The organism is Alteromonas sp. 4NH20-0104, assembly GCF_057547795.1.
Window position 1 is genome coordinate 1 of sequence record NZ_BAAJLP010000053.1, and the last position, 18,079, is coordinate 18,079.

Below are 18,079 nucleotides of genomic sequence, written 5' to 3' on the forward strand. Positions count from 1 at the left end.
TAGTTTTGCTCGTCGCGGATCCATTCTGCGGCCCGCTCGGCAATCATAATGGTGGGCGCGTTAGTGTTACCGCCAACAAGTGAGGGCATTACCGACGCGTCGACAACCCGTAAACCGGCAATATTGCGTACCCGCAACTTGCTGTCTACCACTGCCATGGCGTCATCATTCGCGCCCATTTTACAGGTACCTACCGGGTGGTAGATGGTTTCTGCACGCTCGCGGATGAAGTCGGTGATATCCTCATCGCTATCAAGGCGGTGGTCGCCAATACTCAGGTAACCTTCATAGCCGGCAAAGGCATCGCTGGTGAGAATTTTTTGTGCCCATTTTACGGCATCGATCATCACGGTGAGATCGTCGCCCTCGGCCAGATAGTTAGGCTGAATGGCCGGGTGATCGGCCGGATGATTACTTTGCAGGGTAATTTCGCCACGACTCTTCGGGTAAAGCGCACACACATGGAGACCATAGCCAAAACCGTGCACAAAACGCCGGCCATGGTCCTGCAGAATAGCTGGCAGAAAATGTAACTGGATATCCGGCATGGATCCCGCCAGTGACGAGCGCACAAAACCGCCGCCTTCAGCCACGTTGGAAGAAAAAATATCATCCCGTTTAAACAGGTAGCGAAATGCCGCTTTAATATACCGGGGCAGCATTCTGGCCGCTATGGGGTAGCCAAGTGGCTGCTTGCTGCGGTATTGAACAATGGCATCAAGGTGGTCCTGCAGGTTTTTGCCCACACCGGGTAAATCCTGCTGCACGTAAATCCCTTTGTCTTCGAGTTCGCTGGCCGGGCCGATCCCCGATAGCATCAGCAGATGCGGCGAGTTTATCGCCCCGGCGCTTAATATAACTTCGCGGGACGCCATCAGGCGCATGGCCTTGCCTTTACATCTTACCTGTACGCCGGTGGCACGCTGTTGTTTAATCAGTATTCTTTCTGCCAGCGCTGAGGTTATGATGGTCAGATTACCGCGCTGACGGGCGTCAGTCAGGTACGCTTTTGCTGTGGAACAACGCTGGCCATTACGCTGCGTCACCTGATAGTAACCAAGGCCCTCCCGGTCACGGCGATTAAAGTCGTCTCTTACCGGCAGGTTTACGTATTGTGCAGCGTTAACAAAAGCATCAGAAACTTCGGCAGTATGCCGTAAATCACTCACATCCAGCGGGCCGCCCGCGCCATGGTATTCATCGGCACCACCGCAGTAGTTTTCAGCGCGCTTAAAATACGGCAGAACTGACTCAAAATCCCAGCCCTCAGCCCCCTGCGCCGCCCAGTAATCATAGTCTTCGGCCTGACCGCGAATATAGCACATGGCGTTGATTGAGCTGGAGCCGCCAAGGGTTTTACCGCGGGGCCAGAACAATTCCCGATCGTACAGCGCCGGTTGGGGCTCGGTATTATATCCCCAGCCAATGCTGTCGAACCTTGCCAGCAGTGACAGCCCAAACGGTATATGAATAAACGGGTTACGATCGCTACTACCGGCTTCAACCAGACACACCCGAATCATCGGGTTTTCGGTTAAACGTGCGGCGAGCACGGCACCGGCAGAGCCGCCACCGATGATCACGTAGTCAAATTGTTGAACAGGAATATGCATTGTTCACCCGTTGTTGTCTGATTGAACCAGACCCGATTAAGTCAGAATTTACACCAACTGATTGTACCAGTTGAACCTAAGCTACGCCATTGCGAGCGCCGAAGCAAAATATTTTAAGCCTTGAGCCGGTGTAAACTGCACTGTTATGATTTAGCGCAAATTCGGGTTTTGCCCCACGTAACTCTGCAAGGAATGATGTTTGTTACCTCCATTAAGCTGGCGCGATAAAGTGAATGCACTGGTGGGCTTTTGCCTGATCAAGACCGGCCGCCTGCAGTATGATGTATTTACCGAACAGGAGCTTAACGCGCTCATTGCGCCGCACTTTCCCTTCAGTGACGCGTTAGCCGTGCCCATTGGCGAAGGCCAGTTTACCTGTCTTGAAGCACAACTCAGCATGCCGACATCCACTAACCGGCTCACCGTGCAGATCCTTTGTGTTATCGATGTAAGAGTGATGGGCACGCCAATATACAAAGCCCACGCGGCCGCCGGTATCAGCGCGCTGCCTAATTACTATCCGGCCAGTCGCTCATTACACCTGACGGATACTCGGGTGGACTTTATTCACCTGTTAAACGATCAGTACTCGCTGGTAAAAGACACCCGGTTTATTATTGATAAGCTTCTGCCCCTGCCCTTATCCGGGCTGGGGTCGTTGCTGAGTCAGCCGCTGCGTTCGGCACTGAGCCTGGTCTCGGCAGGGTCTACCGATCAGGCGCTGGAGTACCTTAAACTCTATTTACACGGCAATACTCAGCGCATTCTGGATTATCACAAACCCCGGCTCGTGAAAGAACTACTGGCCAAAATCGATGAGCGGGCGTTGGAATACACCATGGATGACAACCACTGGCGGGAGTTTTTGTTTGCCCGCTATGGTAAGCGGGTGGCGGTGGAAGAAAAGCAACTGCGGTTTTATTTTACTGAGCAGCCTTAAGAGCGAGTTAACTGGCTATATGCCGGTGCATCTCATATTAGGTTAAGCTATACTCAAAAACGTCTGTAACGGTTAGGAGAATATTGATGATTGTCGTCACCCTGACCGGGCTATGGGTTAACTAAACCCCTTACACAGCCCGGTACTAATGCCGGGGCTTTTGCCCCCTTAATGAAAACATTAACGTTAGTTAAGGGTTAGTTATGACTAATTTTCAAATGCTCGCCCCCCTGGGTTGGCGGCCTTTTTTCCAGCAACAACTTACTCTCGAAGAATGGGATGCTGTTATCCCGGTCAGAGTCACCGAACAACATAAATCTCAGCTGACCGTAGCAGCGGATCAGCACACCTTTACTTTGCCAATCACGCCCGCTATGCCACCTCTGGTAGTTGGCGACTGGATATTGCTGAACGAAGATAAACAGTTTGTACGCTTGCTCGAGCGGTACAGCTGCTTTAAACGCAAATCCGCCGGTACCGGCCATGACTATCAGTTAATTGGGGCTAACGTCGATACGGCATTTATTGTATGTTCGATGAATGAAGACTTTAACCCCAGCCGTATAGAGCGTTATTTAGCGCTGGCTGAAACCGCCGACGCCGAGCCTGTTGTGGTGCTGACTAAAGCAGATCTAACCGACCAGCCTGAACGCTGGGCCGACAATGTCCGCCATATCGATAAACAGTTACAGGTAATCACGGTAAACGCACTGGAGAATAGCTGCATGGATGCGTTAAGTGACTGGCTGCAACCAGGCAACACGGTGGTAATGCTCGGCTCTTCCGGGGTGGGTAAATCCACGCTAACGAACTCGTTATTGGGTGAGTCGCGTCAGTCAACACAGAGCATTCGTGAAGACGATGCCAAAGGCCGCCATACCACTACCGGGCGCTCACTGATTCCCTTACCGCAGGGCGGACTCATTCTCGACACACCGGGTATGCGGGAATTACAGTTAGCCGATTGTCATGATGGGATTGTCTCGGCATTTGCCGATATCCAGCGCTTAGCCGAAGCGTGTCGATTTGCCGACTGTCAGCACGATCAGGAGCCCGGTTGCGCCGTGCAGGCCGCCGTGGAGCAAGGCTCACTGGACGCGCGGCGCCTGGCCAACTACCAGAAATTGCTCCGCGAAGATGCGCTTAACTCAGCCTCACTGGCACAGAGAAGGGCTAAGGATAAAGCCTTTACCCGGTTTGTGAACGTTTCGCAAAAAGCGTCGCGAAAGTTTAAAGGCCGTTAGGACTGCCTGAAGCCTTTAGTTAGTCGTATGCATCAGTCGGCCAGTACTGACGACTGATGCATTTTCTCTGTTAAGCGTGCCTGCCTCTGCATCAATATCTGGCAAGAAAACATTGATTTGTTCAATTGGTGAGCATAACGTAAATCAGGATAACCAGAATAAGGAAAAATAATGCGGTTACTAACGACACTCACTTTGTTAACCGGTCTGCTCACGGGAATGCCGTCACAGGCTGAAAATATCGCCCTGGTAGGCGGACGACTCATCGACGGCACTGCCGAACGCCCGCTGCACAATAGCGTGATCCTGGTAAAAGACGGCATCATTGAACAGGTAGGAACGGTGGATTCTTTACCCGTGCCTTCCGGCTACCGAATCGTTTCCACTGAAGGGCACGATGTACTGCCCGGTTTGTGGGAAAGTCATGCCCATATTATGCTCACCGGCCACGCCAACTACACTCACTGGCAAAAGGCGTATCGTGACCGGCAGGTGGACGAAATCATGCCAGCCTCATTAGTGCAGTTGCTGCTCGCCGGGATAACCAGCGTACGCGACCTTGGTGCCCCCCTCGAGGATTCGGTTGCCATTAAGCAAAAGCTTGCCAGGGGTGACATTCCCGGGCCTACCTTATATACCTCCGGCCCGTTCTTACAGGCCGAAGTACAGGACTGGCAAAAACACTATCGTTGGGAAGTGAAAACAGAGCGTGAAGCAAAAGCGGCAGTAAATCGCCTGCACGACGCCGGTATGGAAATTGTCAAACTCATTGACCATGATGATATGCCCCGCCCGGTGGCTCAGGCCATTGTAGACGAGGCCCACCGACTCAATATGAAAGTGGTTGCTCACGCTCACAAACCCGATGAAATTCGTGTTGGCGTAGAAATCGGTATTGATAACTTTGAACATACCGGGCTGACCACTGCGCCGGGTTATCCTCAGGATGTGCTCGATACCCTGGTGGAGCGCACCGCCACCGGCATTTTTGACGGGTTACTGTTCTGGACGCCGACCATGGAAGGGCTATTTACCTATCCGGATTTGGTTGCTAATCCCGAAGAGCTCGACGATGCCTGCTGGAAGCGTGGCTTAAAAGACGACACCATCGCCGACATTAAGCAATCTATTGCCAAACCGGGCCATCTTACTTACATGCAGCTTACACCACTTAGAACCCCGACCATTAAAAATAAAATCAATCAGTTAAAAAAAACCGGGGTGATGATGTTAGTTGGCACGGACTCCGGGATCCCGATGAAGTTTCATTGTCAGTCCACCTGGCAGGAAATGGCCGTGTGGGTAAATGATATGGGCTTTGATGCCATGGATACCCTGCGTGCCGCCACTTACTGGCCGGCAGTGATGATGGGCGTACAGGACCGCTACGGCTCAGTGACACCGGGCAAGGTAGCCGATATCATCGCAGTACGTGGCAACGTGCTCAAATATATGAATTTAGTGCGAGATGTCGACATGGTCATGAAAGATGGCGTTATCTTTAAGCAAAATGGCGTAGTTGATGAGGCCTTACTGAGCAACTTTGGCAAACGCTAGGCTAAATCCACACACTTAAACCAATCAACGCGGGTTATCGGCCTGACATGCATTGTCTGGTCGATAATCCTTCTATTTAGTAAAGCTGTGCTTAAAACTGAACGCGTAATCACTTTCTCCGTGCTCACGAAGATGACGTAGGCGCTCCTCAGCCTCGGCGACGGTGGGAAAGTGACCTTCCTCTACCCACCACATCGCATAGGACGCACTGTCGAGCGGCTCAAACCATTCCTTTTTGCGCTTTAGAAAATCGATATGGTGGGTTTTAAACATGAACTGCTTTAACGAAGCAATGTCCTGCCATACCGACATATTAACAATCAAACCTGGGTCGTTAAAAATATGAATCTGCGTAGCGTTGCCGGTTTCGTCTTTTAAGCGCCAGATAAACCCCGGGCTATTTTCCGCTACGGTGTTTATCGGGTCGAGGTTATTCACAAAGTCAGCCATCCCTATGGAATCCATTGGGTATTTGGGCCGGGCAATATTGATCTGGGCCAGATGCATGGGTTGTCCTTAACGTGTTCGCATCGTTACAGTATGCGGGCGGCTAATTGATTACTCAATACACAGACCGCACAAAAACCAGCCTTAACTGTGTTGGCGCTGCCAGATATGAACAACAAAATCCGCTTCCACCTGCTGCAATCCGGCGAAGCGAGTTTGTGCTTCATCCCTCGGTAAACGCCAGTAGTATGGTGTCATTTCCAGTAACCCCTGACGGCTTTGCGGATCGCTTAAATCAACCGTGAAACTAACTCTTTTCTCAATCAGCTGGCTAAAACCAGGGCGCTCGGTAAAGTCCACATTGTGCTGGCGCGGCTTATCATAAATAGCCTGCTTGACCGACCATAAGTGATTTTCAGCCGGATCGACCGCAATCAGCAAGCCACCCGGAGCAATCACTCGCTCGTATTCGTGGTTGCAGCCCGGCGCAAACACCTGCAGTACCACATCCTGGGAGGCATCCTTAAGTGGCAGGTTAACGCTGCTGGCTACTGCAAAATGGCAATTTTTATAACGTTTAGCAGCCAGATCGACGGCATGTTTAGCAATATCGCATCCCGAGGCCTGAACGGTTACGCCTGCATCCTGCAGCGCCTGAACGATAAACCCAAGATAACTGCCCTCGCCACATCCCGCATCGAATATGCGCACCTCAGTTTGCCCTGCATACTGTTCCTGAATAATCGCCACCAGCGCAGCCATTAATGGCTGATAACCTTTGGCATCATGAAAGTGACGACGGGCATTAACCATGGTTTTGTCATCACCAGGCTGCTTTGATTTTTTCTGCTGTACGGGCAGCAGATTCAGATAACCGGACTTTGCCTCATCAAAGGCATGGCGATTTTCACACCGCCAGGTGCGATCAGATTGTTGTAATGGTTGCTGACACAGCGGACAACGCCACATGGCAATACCTCAGTAAAACGGAAGCGGCAATGCTACTAGTGATCGCTGACAATGGAAAGTGGCACCTCGTCACTGTGCTCACCAATATCGTCGATACTCAGGCTCGGGTCGTCAATGCTGGCCTCCAGCATATCAAACGCTTCCTGGCAATAATCAGCAAGGGGCTGCAACGATTTAATCTGCTGATTACAACACACCATACCGATATTGGCGGTGCCGTTGTAGGTCATCAGAGTAATATTGACTCCTCCGCCGGGGACCATGGTAGAAATGGGATAACAAGCGAGCAGCTTACTGTCTTTGAAGTACTTTTGCTGTTTTGGCCCGGGAATATTAGACACCAGTACATTGCCGATAGGTTTCACCCAGTCGGAAATATGTAACCATTCAAATACCAGCGCCACCGCCTGGATCACTATGGTATAGCCACTAAAAGCAGACGGCCTTGCGCGCTGGGCGGCCTGTTTGACGATACGATGATGATAAATAATCTGACGTAATCGCAGGTAGGGATCGCTCTCATCATGGGCCAACTGCACCGGCACAATGGCAATCCGGTTGCCGGTGGTCTTCTCGCCGGGCTTGCGCAGATTTATCGGCATATTGGTATACAGCGCCCGGGTAAAAACATGACCGTGATCCTGCAACAGCCGGTGGATACCGATGTCGAAAGCGGTGAGTAGCACTTCGTTGGCAGACGCCCGGGTTCGTCTGGCTAGCGCCCTGACCCGGGCAAAATCCAGATCGAAGGTAGCGACAGCGCGACCCGCTTTAACCTGACCGGTGAGAACCGTGCGAGTTCCGGTAAAAGGCACCGGCATATAGTGACGATTAATTCTGATCAGTCGAAGCAACAGGCGGGTAAAAATCACCAGCAAATCCTTGCCGGTCAGTAACGTTTCCCAGAGGCTTATCCAGAAGCGTTTCATACGCTTATAGCGCTGGCGTTTTTGATGCCGCAGTCGCTTTAACGCCCACACCGGCACAAATCCGGAGGTTTCAGCCTTATCCAGATACCCGGCCTGAAACCAGCGTACCAGGGTCGCGCCATCCCCATACATATGATGGACCCGCGCATAAATGGCGAACACCTGCTGGTCAGGGGAATATAAAAAATGGTACTGCCACAGCGGTTTGTCCGGGTCCAGCCGGGTTTCATGCATTCGGCCAATAAATTCATCCAGTGCCGGCCGATCGTGCACGTCCTCCACCTGATGAACTTGCACGTGATAGTCCATTTGCATGTGTTTAACCGGCTGCAAACCCAGTGGCCAGATAGCCACCGCTTTCACCCGGCAATTAAAGGGCGGACAAGCGCGGGCAAAGCCCTGCATCTCTTCGTGCAGCGCGGTAACGTAAGCTCTGGGATCGCTGCCTGCTGGCATTTCCAGCAGTTGCAGACAGCCAACATGTTTCGGGTTCGCTTTCGATTCGGTGATCCAGAACGAGCGGTCGAGAAAAGACAGTTTCTGGCTCATACTTCCCCCTTCGCGCCAGGTAGCGTGAGGTTCGCCATTGAGTGATATTCAATGGCTTTGCGTAACTGGGCTACCGTTGTCTCTTGCAGCCGGAACCGGGGAAGCAAGGCGGTCATCATCAGACTGAGTGCGTGAAATTTTTGGGCCTGGGGATCGTCGTTATTGCGCAAATCGTCATACTGGTTTGCCTGGGTCAGGATCATAATAATCAGATCAACCATCAGTCGCTGTTCAGCAGCACTGGCCAGCACGGCATCCTGCGCGGCAAAACGCAGCAAGAGCTTGCTTAAACTCGCTTCCAGTTGCCGGATTTGCTGCTTATGCCAGTGTTTTACTTTGGGATACTTCTCTGCCAAATCAGCCGGACTGCGGTACATAAAGCGAAACAGCTGTTGTTTATCCAGTACGATAGCAATGAAATAGAAGAAGTCTTCTACTTGCACTTTCTCAAGTGTGGCCGGACGCAGCAGCGTTTGCATAGCTTCACTGTACCAGTGCACCAGGCCATCAATAATTTGTTCCTTGCCCTTAAAGTGGTAATACAAATTGCCCGGACTGATATCCAGCTCCATGGCAATATCCACCGACGTTACCGCGTTTTCGCCCTGTTCGTTAAACAAAGTGAGTGCGGCGGCAAGAATACGTTCTGCGGTTTTACTGGCCATACCCTTTCTGCCCTACCCCATCATCAGCAGGTAAAGCTGACCGATACCGGCGGCCATGCCCAGCAACGCACCGGTCACAATGAGTTTCCATTCGTCCTGCTGGTACGCCGGGCGCAACACGCCCTCGAACTCTTCAGAGCGCAAGGCTTGCAGGCGCTCACACAAATCATCCCCCACCCGCAGAGCCTGATTGGCATAATCAAAGGCATAAAGCAGATACTTATCGGTGTCTTCAAATAACCGTTTTACCGCCATGGATTTCATTTTAAAGTAGTTCTCTGACCCCACTCCCAAAGCAAAATAAGGCTGCGCAATGGCCACGTATCGCTCAATAGCGTCGTTTACGTGCAGTTCAATCAGTTCCAGCAGCTGGGCCGAACCTGAGCCGTGCAGGATCATATGAGTAATGTTTTTGGAATTGATCAGCTTGGTTTCGATAATGTCGGCATATACCCGCGACACCTCTTTTTGACGCTTAAGAAACATCCCCTGAATGGTCAGGCCCATAAACCGCACCGGGCGCTTGGGCTCAAAAATGATTTTTATGGCAATCCAGTTGGTGGCGTAGCCCACCAGCAAACCGCCTAAGGGCAGGATCCACCAGGCCTGATACCAATACCACAGCGCCATGGTAGGCAGGCCAAATAAAAAACCAAAGTAAAAACCGGAACGCACAATAAACGGAAATTCACGCTCACCAGAACGCAGAAAGATTTCGTTGATCAGTTCAGGAGAATTAACCAGCTGTTCAACCACCAGCTCCTTGATATCAAGAATTTCATTCACATTGTGCTGAAAGTCCTCAACCATTTTAGTGACCACATAAGGGATATCGTCTTCGATACGCCGATACACCAGGTTTTTACCTTGTACCGGTAAAGCGGCCCACAGCTGTGGCGCGGACGCTTCCATCACTTCGTTAACAATTTTGCGCACCACCTGATGTAGTCGGTGTTCAATGGCCTGGGTGAGCGCTTTGGGATCGAGCCGGCCGGCGAGCTCTTCAACGCTGAGTAATTTACCAAGCACCAGCTCCACTTCGATTTCGGCCATTTGCCGGCGTTTGGCCGGAATTAAGCCCTGCCAGCCAAAAATGGGGGGGATCCCCACAAACTTTAGCGGATAAAACATCATCTTTACCGCCAGATAGTTGGTGCTCCAGCCCACTAACGCGCTAATCAGCGGGATCGACAGCAAACTGAGGGTTTGTACATTCCATTCCATGTTGGTGCTACAAGGCTATTGTTATCATTGTCAGTGCTCAGGCTACTTTGTGGTGCAGTATTGGTCAAATTAACTTTGTTTATACATCGGCTTAGTTCAACCTAAACCGCTTTTGAACGCTTAGTTATAAAACCTGACGTAAATTTGCCATTATCGTGGTCCAACAAATTAGTTAGCTGATTCTAATTGTTCACTCTACACTGCCAGTATAGGCGCAAATACCGGAAATTAACCAAATCAGTGCCGGGGGATGTATGACTGTATTTCAATCAAAATTAGGCGAACTGGAACGAGCCATTGAGCATGCTGGCAGTTACCAGGAATATAAAGAAGCCTGCGAGGCCCATGACGCGATGTCCGGGGCGGATGAATGGAAGGCGAAAGATCCCTGCCGTTTATATGACTACCGGTTAATCCGTAAACGGGTGCAGCGTATCAAGTTTGCCCAGAGTCAGAACGATATCAGCGGCCTGATGTCGATTTTGCACGAAGGGATCCACGGCAACCTGGGAAATATTGCCAACCCGGAATTACTTGGTCACAGTAAAATTGGCACCAAACACCTTATTGAAGAATTCATTACCCAGGTGGTGAGTGCGCTGGAGCAAATCTATCACGCCGATGAAGACCATATCGACTTCTACGATAAACTGTCGTTTTTCGAAGAAACCGCTCACGCTTTTGGGCGCAGTTGTCTCATGCTTTCCGGCGGCGCTGGCCTGGGGTTTTTCCACTGTGGCGTGGTGAAGTCGCTGAATGAGCAAAATCTGTTACCCACGGTGATCTCCGGTGCCAGCGCCGGCGCCATTATTGCCGGTATGCTCGGAACCCGCACCCACAATGAATTACTCGAAGCGCTGAGTGCAGAGTTTATATTTGAACACTTTCAGAACTGGCGGTTATGGGGCGGGTTAGGTCGCAAGAGTTTACTGGACAGCCGGGCGCTGGAAAACACGCTGATTTCGCTGTTTGATTTAACCACCTTCGAAGAAGCTTATAAGAAAACCGGTCGTCATATTACGGTAACCGTTTCACCTGCAGATTTACATCAGTACTCACGCTTGCTAAATGCCAAAACCTCGCCCAATGCTCTGATTATGCAATCGGTTCGGGCTTCTTGTGCAGTCCCGCTGTTATTCACTTCGGTGCAACTTAAAGCCAAAACCGCCAGCGGCGATATTGTGCCCTATATTCCCAATCGTCGCTTTGCCGACGGCTCGATTATGGCTGACCTGCCTTTTGAGCGTCTGTCACGACTGTATGGCGTAAACCACAGTATTGTGAGCCAGACCAATCCACTGGCAGTACCGTTTTTGTCCTCCTCCCGGACTCAGGCGAAAACACTTTCCAGCATGACATTTCGTCACCTGCGTCAGCTCGCCAAAGCCAATAGTATTTATGCTTTCGACATCATGGAGCATTTAGTGCCTAATCGCAGCAGCAAGCTGGCGTTGCATAAAGTGCGCTCGGTAATCGATCAGCAATATGTGGGCAACATTAATATCCTGCCGCAAAAGCAATTGCGCAACTTAATGCAGGTGGCTGCTAATCCAACGCTAAGCAGTATTCAGGAACTGATCACCAGCGGTGAACGGGCAACCTGGTCGCAGTTGGATGTGATTGACCGTAACACCCGAATCAGTGAAACCCTGCGCAGCAAGCTCAGAGCATTAAAAGCCCGGGAAGCACGATTGTTTGATCATACCCCTGAAGGTATTATGGAGTAATCAGCCAACCGTTAGTTGCTAAACCCTAAGGATGAAGGTTTGTCACTCAAACATGTGTATCTGATTTTCTGCGTGCTGGGCGCTGCCCTGCCACTCTCTCAATTTGTGCCCTGGCTGATAGCTAACGGAGCTGACCTGCCGCTCTTTTTTGACCAGTTACTGGTTAACTCTATCAGCCGGTTCTTCGTTTTTGATGTGCTGATTTCTGCGCTGGTGCTTATTACCTTTATTATTGTTGAGGGAAAACGCCTGGCCATTGAAAAGAGTTGGCTGCCTGTAGTGGCCACGCTGTGTGTAGGCGTGTCCTTAGGACTCCCATTGTTTTTATACCAGCGACAACTCAAACTCGAGACGGATAGCCAGTCGGTAACGTAATTGGTCAGCCGCACCTGCAATTGGCCGCAACACGGCTTGAATTAAGGCACTCAACAGCCACTTTAAAGGTTACTCGACTTTCGGAGCCAGCCTATGAATACTCAACGTCCTGAAATTATAAACGCGCTGCTTAATGGTGAAGCAGTTTCCATGGCTCATCCTGACATGCCGGTACTGACCCAGGCTGCCAGTGATGCTTTTGAAGCACTAAAAGCCTTTAATCAGGCCCATGAAGTACCTGATATGCGACGGCTGTTTGGCAACGTAATTGGCCAGACGCTACATGACACAACGCTCGTTTACCCGCCCTTTTACACTAACCATGGTAAAAATATATCGATTGGCAAAGGCGTGTTTATTAATCATGCCTGTTCGATGCTGGATTTAGGTGGCATTGAAATCCACGATGACGTCATGATTGGCCCGCGGGTCAACATTACATCAGAAAACCACCCGGTTGCCCCGGCCGACAGAAAAACCCTGGTCCCCGGTAAAGTGGTCATTAAAAAGAATGCCTGGATTGGTGCTGGCGCGACCATTTTACCCGGCGTTACCATTGGCGAACATTCTGTGGTTGCAGCCGGCGCGGTGGTCACTCAGGATATTCCGGATAACACCGTAGCAGGCGGCGTGCCGGCAAAAATACTCAAAGACAATATTTAGCCGCACTCCACCGGGGGGATCGGTGTTGGTTAGTGAGTATGAAGACGCTCCACCAACAACGAGGAAAAGTAATTAACGCCAAACTCAATCACCCGTTGATCCACGGCGAAATTGGGCGCGTGGGGCATCGAAACGATGCCCTTGCTGAAATCAGAACCCCCTAACAAAAAATAAGTACCAGGAATATGTTGCTGAAAATAAGCAAAATCGTCGCCCCGACCATCGGGGATCACGCCGTATAATTTAAGCACGCTACCTCCGTATACTTTCGCCATGGATTGCAGGCTCTGTTCGGTAAAATGCGATGCGTTATTAATGTTACCTCGCTGCAACGAATAGGTCAGCTGAGTCGCCTGGTTATTCACTTCCACAAAGGAAGCGGCAAATTCGCTGTTGGCTATTTTTTGCCGCAGGCGTTTATTTACCGTCTGCATTAATGCCTCACTGCTGGCGCTGACATAACCACTAACAGTAAGCACGCCGTTGGCCTGTTCAACGTTAAAGCGATTTTCAACAACCACGTAATCCTGGTAAATAGTATTGGGATGACCAAGCCCGATAGTGGGATCCATCAGGTTTGCGGTATTCCAAAACGGGCTTTCCTTGGCCACACTTTGCAATGAGGCAATGCTTTGTTTAGCCAGTGCTATGGTCGCTTTGGGCTTTACCACATTATTAAACACCAGGTTGACCTGACGATAATCAGCATATAAATAACCAGACTTAGACGCTACCAACCCTGCCGGCATGGGCGAGATGTGCGCGGCGTAAAACTCATCGGGCTTAACGGCTGTTAAAAATCCTTCATCAAGCATGGCCCTTGCCCCGGTGTAGGTTTCTTCTGCTGGCTGAAAGACAAAGATTAGCTTACCGGTTAACTGGGATTTCAGCGAGTACAATACCTCTGCCATGCCCAGCGCTATAGTTGTGTGGACATCATGCCCACAATTGTGCCCAACTCCCTCAGCGGTTGGGATAGCGTCGATATCGGCCCGCCACGCAACCGACTTACCCGGTTTACCGCTATCGAGCACGCCAATTACGCTGTGACCGCCAATGTCGCGTATAACATTGAGCCCCAGTGCAGTCAGCGAAGCTGCGATTTTATTGGCTGTACGTTGCTCTTCACCACTTAACTCAGGATGCTGATGTAAGTCGTTACGGACCGCCACCAGTTCACTGTAAATGGCAGCCGTTTTCTGCTGAATTTGTTGGTGGATAAGAGCATTGTCTGCAGCGCCAGCTTCTTTAATACTAATCAGTGCTAACGAGCAAAGTAAGATAACTTGAAATGTACCGCGGGTAATGCTTTTCATGGCCAATGTCCTTCTCAACCAGGCTGATTATAATTTGTACAAACCTATCCTAAGGTGAGCTATTCATAACCACAACCGCATTCGGTAGTGACGTGTTGGTTAACTGTAAAGATATATTTAAGTTGGGCTTCTGTTAGTATGTGGTCTTTACTTATTTCTCAAAGGCAGCAACACGTTTATGGAACGCGTAGCTATATTTGTTGATGTGCAGAACGTGTATTACACCAGCCGTCAAACCTACCGCAAAAACTTCGATTACAATGCTTTCTGGCGCAAAGCCACCGCTAATCGGCAGGTGGTAAAAGCGTTTGCCTATGCCGTTGAGCGCGGCGATAGCAAACAGCGTGAGTTTCAGAATATCCTGCGTGCCATTGGCTTTGAGGTAAAGTTAAAACCCTTTATTCAGCGCGCAGACGGTTCGGCTAAAGGTGACTGGGATGTAGGTATCACCATCGATATGATGGATGCGGCGAGTGAAGCTGATACCCTTATATTGGTTTCCGGAGATGGTGATTTTAGCCTGCTTTGCAGCCGCATAAGACAGGATAACTCGAAAAAAGTCGAAGTCTACGGCGTTCCTGCGCTGACCGCTTCGTCTTTAGTCCATGCAGCCAGCGATTTTATTGCCATCGACAAAAATTTACTGCTTTGTTAGTTTGATAATATACAGCATAAAGAACAAACCTGGTCACTACGGCTTCTTGCAGTAGGGCGCTGGATAAAACATAAGGATATGTTAATGATAAAGAAAATCGCAATTGCCCTGACTGGGCTTTTGGTGCTTACACTGCTTACTGTTACGATTATTACCCGCACTCAGGGTACTATGATCCGCACTTCTAACGGGCTGTTTGTCGGTTATTCCTTTCAAATTAACGAGTGGCTATTTTTTGAATACCCAAACTTTCCTGTCGGCCGCGACGGCCCTTACGTCTTTAAAGAAGAGGGCCGGTACACCGCTTTAACTATTGAGACAACCCAGGCAGGCGAGAACACGTTAACTCAACAAACGACGGACAGACGGATTACGGTTGTTGTTGATAGCCCCCGGTTAACCCAATTTACGGTTGATATAAGAGACAGTCACCCGCGGTCTGCGCTGACTATCCCCGCGCCAGAAAAGCGCTTTGCAGTGTCTGATCTAGAAGGAAACTTTGACGCTTTTCAAACCCTGCTGCAAGGTCAGCACATTATCGACGAAGACCTAAACTGGCAATTTGCTGACGGCCACCTTGTGATAGTCGGTGATATGGTCGACCGGGGCAAGAACGTGGTCCCCCTACTCTGGCTTATCTACAAACTGGAAGATCAGGCCCGTCAAGCAGGAGGCGCTGTACACTATATTATGGGCAACCATGAACGTTATTTACTCGATGGTCGAACGAAGTCGGCTGCACAAAAATATTACGGGAGTTTTCACACGGCCGGACTAACCTCATTTCAGGCATGGAGCGAGCGCAGCGTATTGGGTAATTGGTTACGCAGCAAACCGGTGATGCTAAAAATTGGCGATACGTTATACGTTCACGGTGGCGTTTCGCCCAGGGTACTGGACCAGGCGCCCACGCTGGCCCAACTCGATGCGCTGGCTGCCCGCGATTTAGTGTTACAAACCACCCATTTGCGTAATATCGCCGAGAGTCCCATTCACGCCATTGACGGGTTGCTCTATTATCGCGGTCTGGCTAAAAGTATGGAAGAATTCGGTTTTGGCCCCAAAGCACCTGAATCTCACGTGGATAAAGCACTGTCGTATTTTGATGTAAAGCATATTGCCATTGGACATACGCTGGTCCCGCATATTGGCACAGACTATCAGGGAAAGGTATTGCGTTTGGATGTGGCACATTCAGAGGGTGTCATTGAAGGCCTTTGGCAAATCAACGGGGCTTTCTGGCGGGCCGACGATAAGGGCAATCGTTACCCCTTACACCAGGTTGGCGAATAAGCGCCTTTAAATGAACAACCTTAAATAATAAAGCCCGCCAGCACTAACATGCTGGCGGGCTTTGTTTTACCCGAGGCAGACTCACTCTTTAGAGGAGTCATCTTTTGGTTTAGCCGGTGCCCGCTTACGTGGCGTCGTCGTTTTAGCCGGCGCTTTCTTAGCCGTTGACGTACTACCGCCTTTTGCAGCCCCACCGGTGGTGGTTCGTTTAGTTGCTGGCTTTTTCGCGCTGGCTTCTGCTTCCGCTTTGGCAGCCGCTTGCTTTGCGGCCAACAGGGCAACCTGCTCTACCAACAAATCCACTTTGGCCGACAAGGCTTCCACTTGCATCGCCCGTTTTTGTCGGGGCGTGGTAAATGTTGGCATCCAGTGATGCAACGGCGATTGACGCCACAACTCCAGCCACTGTGATGGATTAACCGTATTGCGGATCTGCGCTTCTACTTCAGCGCCCCGAGCGGCAAGCTCATCCAGTGTTTTTTGCGATTCATCCACCTTATGCTGCACCTGCTGATTGGCCGCATTGAGTTGTTCAGTAAACAAACCTAAGCCTGCTTCGAACCAGCCCATGATAGGCGAACCCGGTTTTTTATCTGACATAATAACTCCTTAGCTGACGGACAGTTACACTGTCCGCTCAGTTATTACTTATTAGCTGCCAGCTTAGCGACTGCTTCAGTCAGTGCATCCACTTTTGCAGAAAGCTCTTCGATCTTCTGATCGGTATCGTCTGTATCCAGACCCAGCTTCTTGCGAACGTCGGCTACACGACTTTCTACTTCACTGGTGGTTTCTTTAAATTTATCTTTGGCATCTGATTCCAGGGTTTCACCCTTAGACACCAGATCGTCAAACATCTTATTGGCATCTTTACTCAGCTTTTCATACTGACCCTGTGCTTCGTCAACACTTTTGCCATATGCGCCTAAACCTGCCAACCAGATTTTACGGGCGAATTCTTCAGCTTCGCTGATTTTACTTTTGATATCGTCTTTAGCTGCCATGATTTGGTCTCCTTTTGCTATCTGATACTCAGTGTAAAAGGATAATTTAGAAATCACATACTAAAAACAAAATTAGAAGAGGGGGTATTTGAAATGCAGAGGTAAAAAGCGCCGCAGGTGCGGCACTTAATCGACTAAATCCTGAGGCATGGTCTCGCGCACTTCATTCCAGACCTGTCCTGAGGCATAACCGTATTCGCGCACTACGGCAGGTACTGATTTGTAATCGCCCTGTTCAGCGACTTCCTGTAATTTAGCGTAGAATTCTTTAGCGACATCGCGGGCACGGGGATCCGAGAAAAAGAAACCACCGATACGTGAATACAGGCCACGGAAACCATTCATCATCAGCACGAAGACATTATTTCCCGATGCCAGAGCTAAGTCGTGGTTCAACTGATAATCAAAGTGAGCAAATGCCTTGCCGTCCTCTTCGATTTCCTTATAACGCGCAATAATGGCCGCCGACTCCTGCGGGTTCTTACGGATAGCACCACGAATAAATACCGCACTCAGATTGGTCCGCGCAGCCAGAAGGTTATCTACCAATTCGGGAATACCGTCCTGATCGAGTCGGGCCAGCGTTTCAAGAATATTGAGTCCGCAGGTTTCCCAAAAGTTATTTACTTTGGTTGGCTTACCGTGCTGGATAGTTAACCATCCGTCACGTGCCAGACGTTGCAACACTTCACGTAAGGTCGTTCGTGTTACACCGATTAATTCAGATAATTCCCGTTCAGCGGGAAGGATGGTCCCTGGAGGAAAACGCCCACTCCAGATCGACTCTACGATGTATTCCTCGGCAAAACCAGCCGGACTTTGTGCCTTATATATCATATTTGCTCGCCACTGAACGTTCTTGTTATTTTCAAACTGATTGTACCAGATGATTTTTCATAAGCACAATGA

The 18,079-nt window shown here is 50.2% G+C and carries 18 protein-coding genes; 8 read left to right on the forward strand and 10 right to left on the reverse strand.

The features are described from left to right. Positions 1-1,613 (reverse strand): GMC family oxidoreductase (locus AC27IB_RS22900; protein ID WP_487123893.1); only part of this gene is annotated, 1,613 nt, incomplete at its 3' end. Between the two features lie 199 nt (positions 1,614-1,812). Here AC27IB_RS22900 and AC27IB_RS22905 point away from each other — a divergent pair. The 3 genes from AC27IB_RS22905 (at position 1,813) to AC27IB_RS22915 (ending at position 5,354) form a co-directional block, all read left to right on the forward strand. Next, positions 1,813-2,553, forward strand: coding sequence for a DUF1439 domain-containing protein (locus AC27IB_RS22905; RefSeq protein ID WP_487123895.1), 741 nt, complete (start codon positions 1,813-1,815; stop codon positions 2,551-2,553). Positions 2,554-2,756: 203 nt separating this feature from the next. Further along, the gene (gene rsgA / locus AC27IB_RS22910) at positions 2,757-3,797 is read left to right on the forward strand and encodes a ribosome small subunit-dependent GTPase A (RefSeq protein ID WP_487123897.1); all 1,041 of its coding nucleotides are present in this window, start codon (positions 2,757-2,759) and stop codon (positions 3,795-3,797) included. A gap of 171 nt (positions 3,798-3,968) precedes the next feature. Continuing rightward, positions 3,969-5,354 (forward strand): amidohydrolase family protein, encoded by a 1,386-nt coding sequence (locus AC27IB_RS22915; protein ID WP_487123899.1) that lies wholly within the window; start codon positions 3,969-3,971, stop codon positions 5,352-5,354. A 72-nt stretch (positions 5,355-5,426) separates the two neighbouring features. On the opposite strand, the gene AC27IB_RS22920 is transcribed toward AC27IB_RS22915, so the two are convergent. The 5 genes from AC27IB_RS22920 to AC27IB_RS22940 all read right to left on the reverse strand — a co-directional run bounded on the left by AC27IB_RS22920 (position 5,427) and on the right by AC27IB_RS22940 (position 10,137). Next, a complete protein-coding gene (locus tag AC27IB_RS22920; RefSeq protein WP_487123901.1) occupies positions 5,427-5,861 on the reverse strand; it encodes a DUF3291 domain-containing protein in 435 nt (144 codons plus the stop codon). An 84-nt stretch (positions 5,862-5,945) separates the two neighbouring features. Then, entirely contained in the window at positions 5,946-6,770 is an 825-nt protein-coding gene (locus AC27IB_RS22925; RefSeq protein ID WP_487123903.1) for a putative RNA methyltransferase, read from the reverse strand. A gap of 35 nt (positions 6,771-6,805) precedes the next feature. Next, complete coding sequence (locus AC27IB_RS22930; RefSeq protein WP_487123905.1) at positions 6,806-8,248, reverse strand: wax ester/triacylglycerol synthase domain-containing protein; 1,443 nt, start codon at positions 8,246-8,248, stop codon at positions 6,806-6,808. Then, complete coding sequence (locus AC27IB_RS22935) at positions 8,245-8,913, reverse strand: TetR/AcrR family transcriptional regulator (RefSeq protein ID WP_487123907.1); 669 nt, start codon at positions 8,911-8,913, stop codon at positions 8,245-8,247. The genes AC27IB_RS22930 and AC27IB_RS22935 overlap by 4 nt, the downstream gene beginning before the upstream one ends. 12 nt (positions 8,914-8,925) lie before the next feature. Then, the gene (locus tag AC27IB_RS22940; RefSeq protein WP_296052462.1) at positions 8,926-10,137 is read right to left on the reverse strand and encodes a DUF445 domain-containing protein; all 1,212 of its coding nucleotides are present in this window, start codon (positions 10,135-10,137) and stop codon (positions 8,926-8,928) included. Between the two features lie 254 nt (positions 10,138-10,391). Here AC27IB_RS22940 and AC27IB_RS22945 point away from each other — a divergent pair, with 254 nt between their 5' ends. From AC27IB_RS22945 to AC27IB_RS22955, 3 genes are all read left to right on the forward strand, one after another. Next, positions 10,392-11,864, forward strand: coding sequence for a DUF3336 domain-containing protein (locus AC27IB_RS22945; protein WP_487123909.1), 1,473 nt, complete (start codon positions 10,392-10,394; stop codon positions 11,862-11,864). A 39-nt stretch (positions 11,865-11,903) separates the two neighbouring features. Then, positions 11,904-12,239: a DUF2834 domain-containing protein gene (locus AC27IB_RS22950; protein ID WP_487123911.1), complete on the forward strand. Its 336-nt coding sequence runs from the start codon at positions 11,904-11,906 to the stop codon at positions 12,237-12,239. Positions 12,240-12,332: 93 nt separating this feature from the next. Further along, positions 12,333-12,902, forward strand: a complete 570-nt coding sequence (locus AC27IB_RS22955; RefSeq protein WP_487123913.1) for a DapH/DapD/GlmU-related protein — start codon at positions 12,333-12,335, stop codon at positions 12,900-12,902. Between the two features lie 29 nt (positions 12,903-12,931). On the opposite strand, the gene AC27IB_RS22960 is transcribed toward AC27IB_RS22955, so the two are convergent. Continuing rightward, positions 12,932-14,218 (reverse strand): M20 metallopeptidase family protein, encoded by a 1,287-nt coding sequence (locus AC27IB_RS22960; protein WP_487123915.1) that lies wholly within the window; start codon positions 14,216-14,218, stop codon positions 12,932-12,934. 178 nt (positions 14,219-14,396) lie between these two features. On the opposite strand from AC27IB_RS22960, the gene AC27IB_RS22965 reads away from it, so the two are divergent. Both AC27IB_RS22965 and AC27IB_RS22970 read left to right on the forward strand, forming a co-directional pair. Further along, positions 14,397-14,873: a LabA-like NYN domain-containing protein gene (locus AC27IB_RS22965; RefSeq protein ID WP_487123917.1), complete on the forward strand. Its 477-nt coding sequence runs from the start codon at positions 14,397-14,399 to the stop codon at positions 14,871-14,873. Between the two features lie 84 nt (positions 14,874-14,957). Then, positions 14,958-16,166: a metallophosphoesterase gene (locus AC27IB_RS22970; RefSeq protein ID WP_487123919.1), complete on the forward strand. Its 1,209-nt coding sequence runs from the start codon at positions 14,958-14,960 to the stop codon at positions 16,164-16,166. A gap of 81 nt (positions 16,167-16,247) precedes the next feature. Here the strand turns inward: AC27IB_RS22970 and AC27IB_RS22975 are convergent, their stop codons facing one another. From AC27IB_RS22975 to fadR, 3 genes are all read right to left on the reverse strand, one after another. After that, positions 16,248-16,766: a hypothetical protein gene (locus AC27IB_RS22975; protein WP_487123921.1), complete on the reverse strand. Its 519-nt coding sequence runs from the start codon at positions 16,764-16,766 to the stop codon at positions 16,248-16,250. 44 nt (positions 16,767-16,810) lie between these two features. Then, complete coding sequence (locus AC27IB_RS22980; protein WP_296043519.1) at positions 16,811-17,170, reverse strand: phasin-related domain-containing protein; 360 nt, start codon at positions 17,168-17,170, stop codon at positions 16,811-16,813. 126 nt (positions 17,171-17,296) lie between these two features. Then, complete coding sequence (fadR, locus tag AC27IB_RS22985; RefSeq protein WP_296043521.1) at positions 17,297-18,007, reverse strand: fatty acid metabolism transcriptional regulator FadR; 711 nt, start codon at positions 18,005-18,007, stop codon at positions 17,297-17,299. Positions 18,008-18,079 lie beyond the last annotated feature (72 nt).

Bases quoted from the DNA above. Each gene is read 5' to 3' on its own strand.
- AC27IB_RS22940 (WP_296052462.1), bottom strand. From the start codon at position 10,137: ATGGAATGGAATGTACAAACCCTCAGTTTGCTGTCGATCCCGCTGATT.
- fadR (WP_296043521.1), bottom strand. From the start codon at position 18,007: ATGATATATAAGGCACAAAGTCCGGCTGGTTTTGCCGAGGAATACATC.
- AC27IB_RS22935 (WP_487123907.1), bottom strand. From the start codon at position 8,913: ATGGCCAGTAAAACCGCAGAACGTATTCTTGCCGCCGCACTCACTTTG.
- AC27IB_RS22970 (WP_487123919.1), top strand. From the start codon at position 14,958: ATGATAAAGAAAATCGCAATTGCCCTGACTGGGCTTTTGGTGCTTACA.
- AC27IB_RS22955 (WP_487123913.1), top strand. From the start codon at position 12,333: ATGAATACTCAACGTCCTGAAATTATAAACGCGCTGCTTAATGGTGAA.
- AC27IB_RS22965 (WP_487123917.1), top strand. From the start codon at position 14,397: ATGGAACGCGTAGCTATATTTGTTGATGTGCAGAACGTGTATTACACC.
- rsgA (WP_487123897.1), top strand. From the start codon at position 2,757: ATGACTAATTTTCAAATGCTCGCCCCCCTGGGTTGGCGGCCTTTTTTC.
- AC27IB_RS22925 (WP_487123903.1), bottom strand. From the start codon at position 6,770: ATGTGGCGTTGTCCGCTGTGTCAGCAACCATTACAACAATCTGATCGC.
- AC27IB_RS22975 (WP_487123921.1), bottom strand. From the start codon at position 16,766: ATGTCAGATAAAAAACCGGGTTCGCCTATCATGGGCTGGTTCGAAGCA.
- AC27IB_RS22980 (WP_296043519.1), bottom strand. From the start codon at position 17,170: ATGGCAGCTAAAGACGATATCAAAAGTAAAATCAGCGAAGCTGAAGAA.
- AC27IB_RS22920 (WP_487123901.1), bottom strand. From the start codon at position 5,861: ATGCATCTGGCCCAGATCAATATTGCCCGGCCCAAATACCCAATGGAT.
- AC27IB_RS22930 (WP_487123905.1), bottom strand. From the start codon at position 8,248: ATGAGCCAGAAACTGTCTTTTCTCGACCGCTCGTTCTGGATCACCGAA.
- AC27IB_RS22960 (WP_487123915.1), bottom strand. From the start codon at position 14,218: ATGAAAAGCATTACCCGCGGTACATTTCAAGTTATCTTACTTTGCTCG.
- AC27IB_RS22945 (WP_487123909.1), top strand. From the start codon at position 10,392: ATGACTGTATTTCAATCAAAATTAGGCGAACTGGAACGAGCCATTGAG.
- AC27IB_RS22915 (WP_487123899.1), top strand. From the start codon at position 3,969: ATGCGGTTACTAACGACACTCACTTTGTTAACCGGTCTGCTCACGGGA.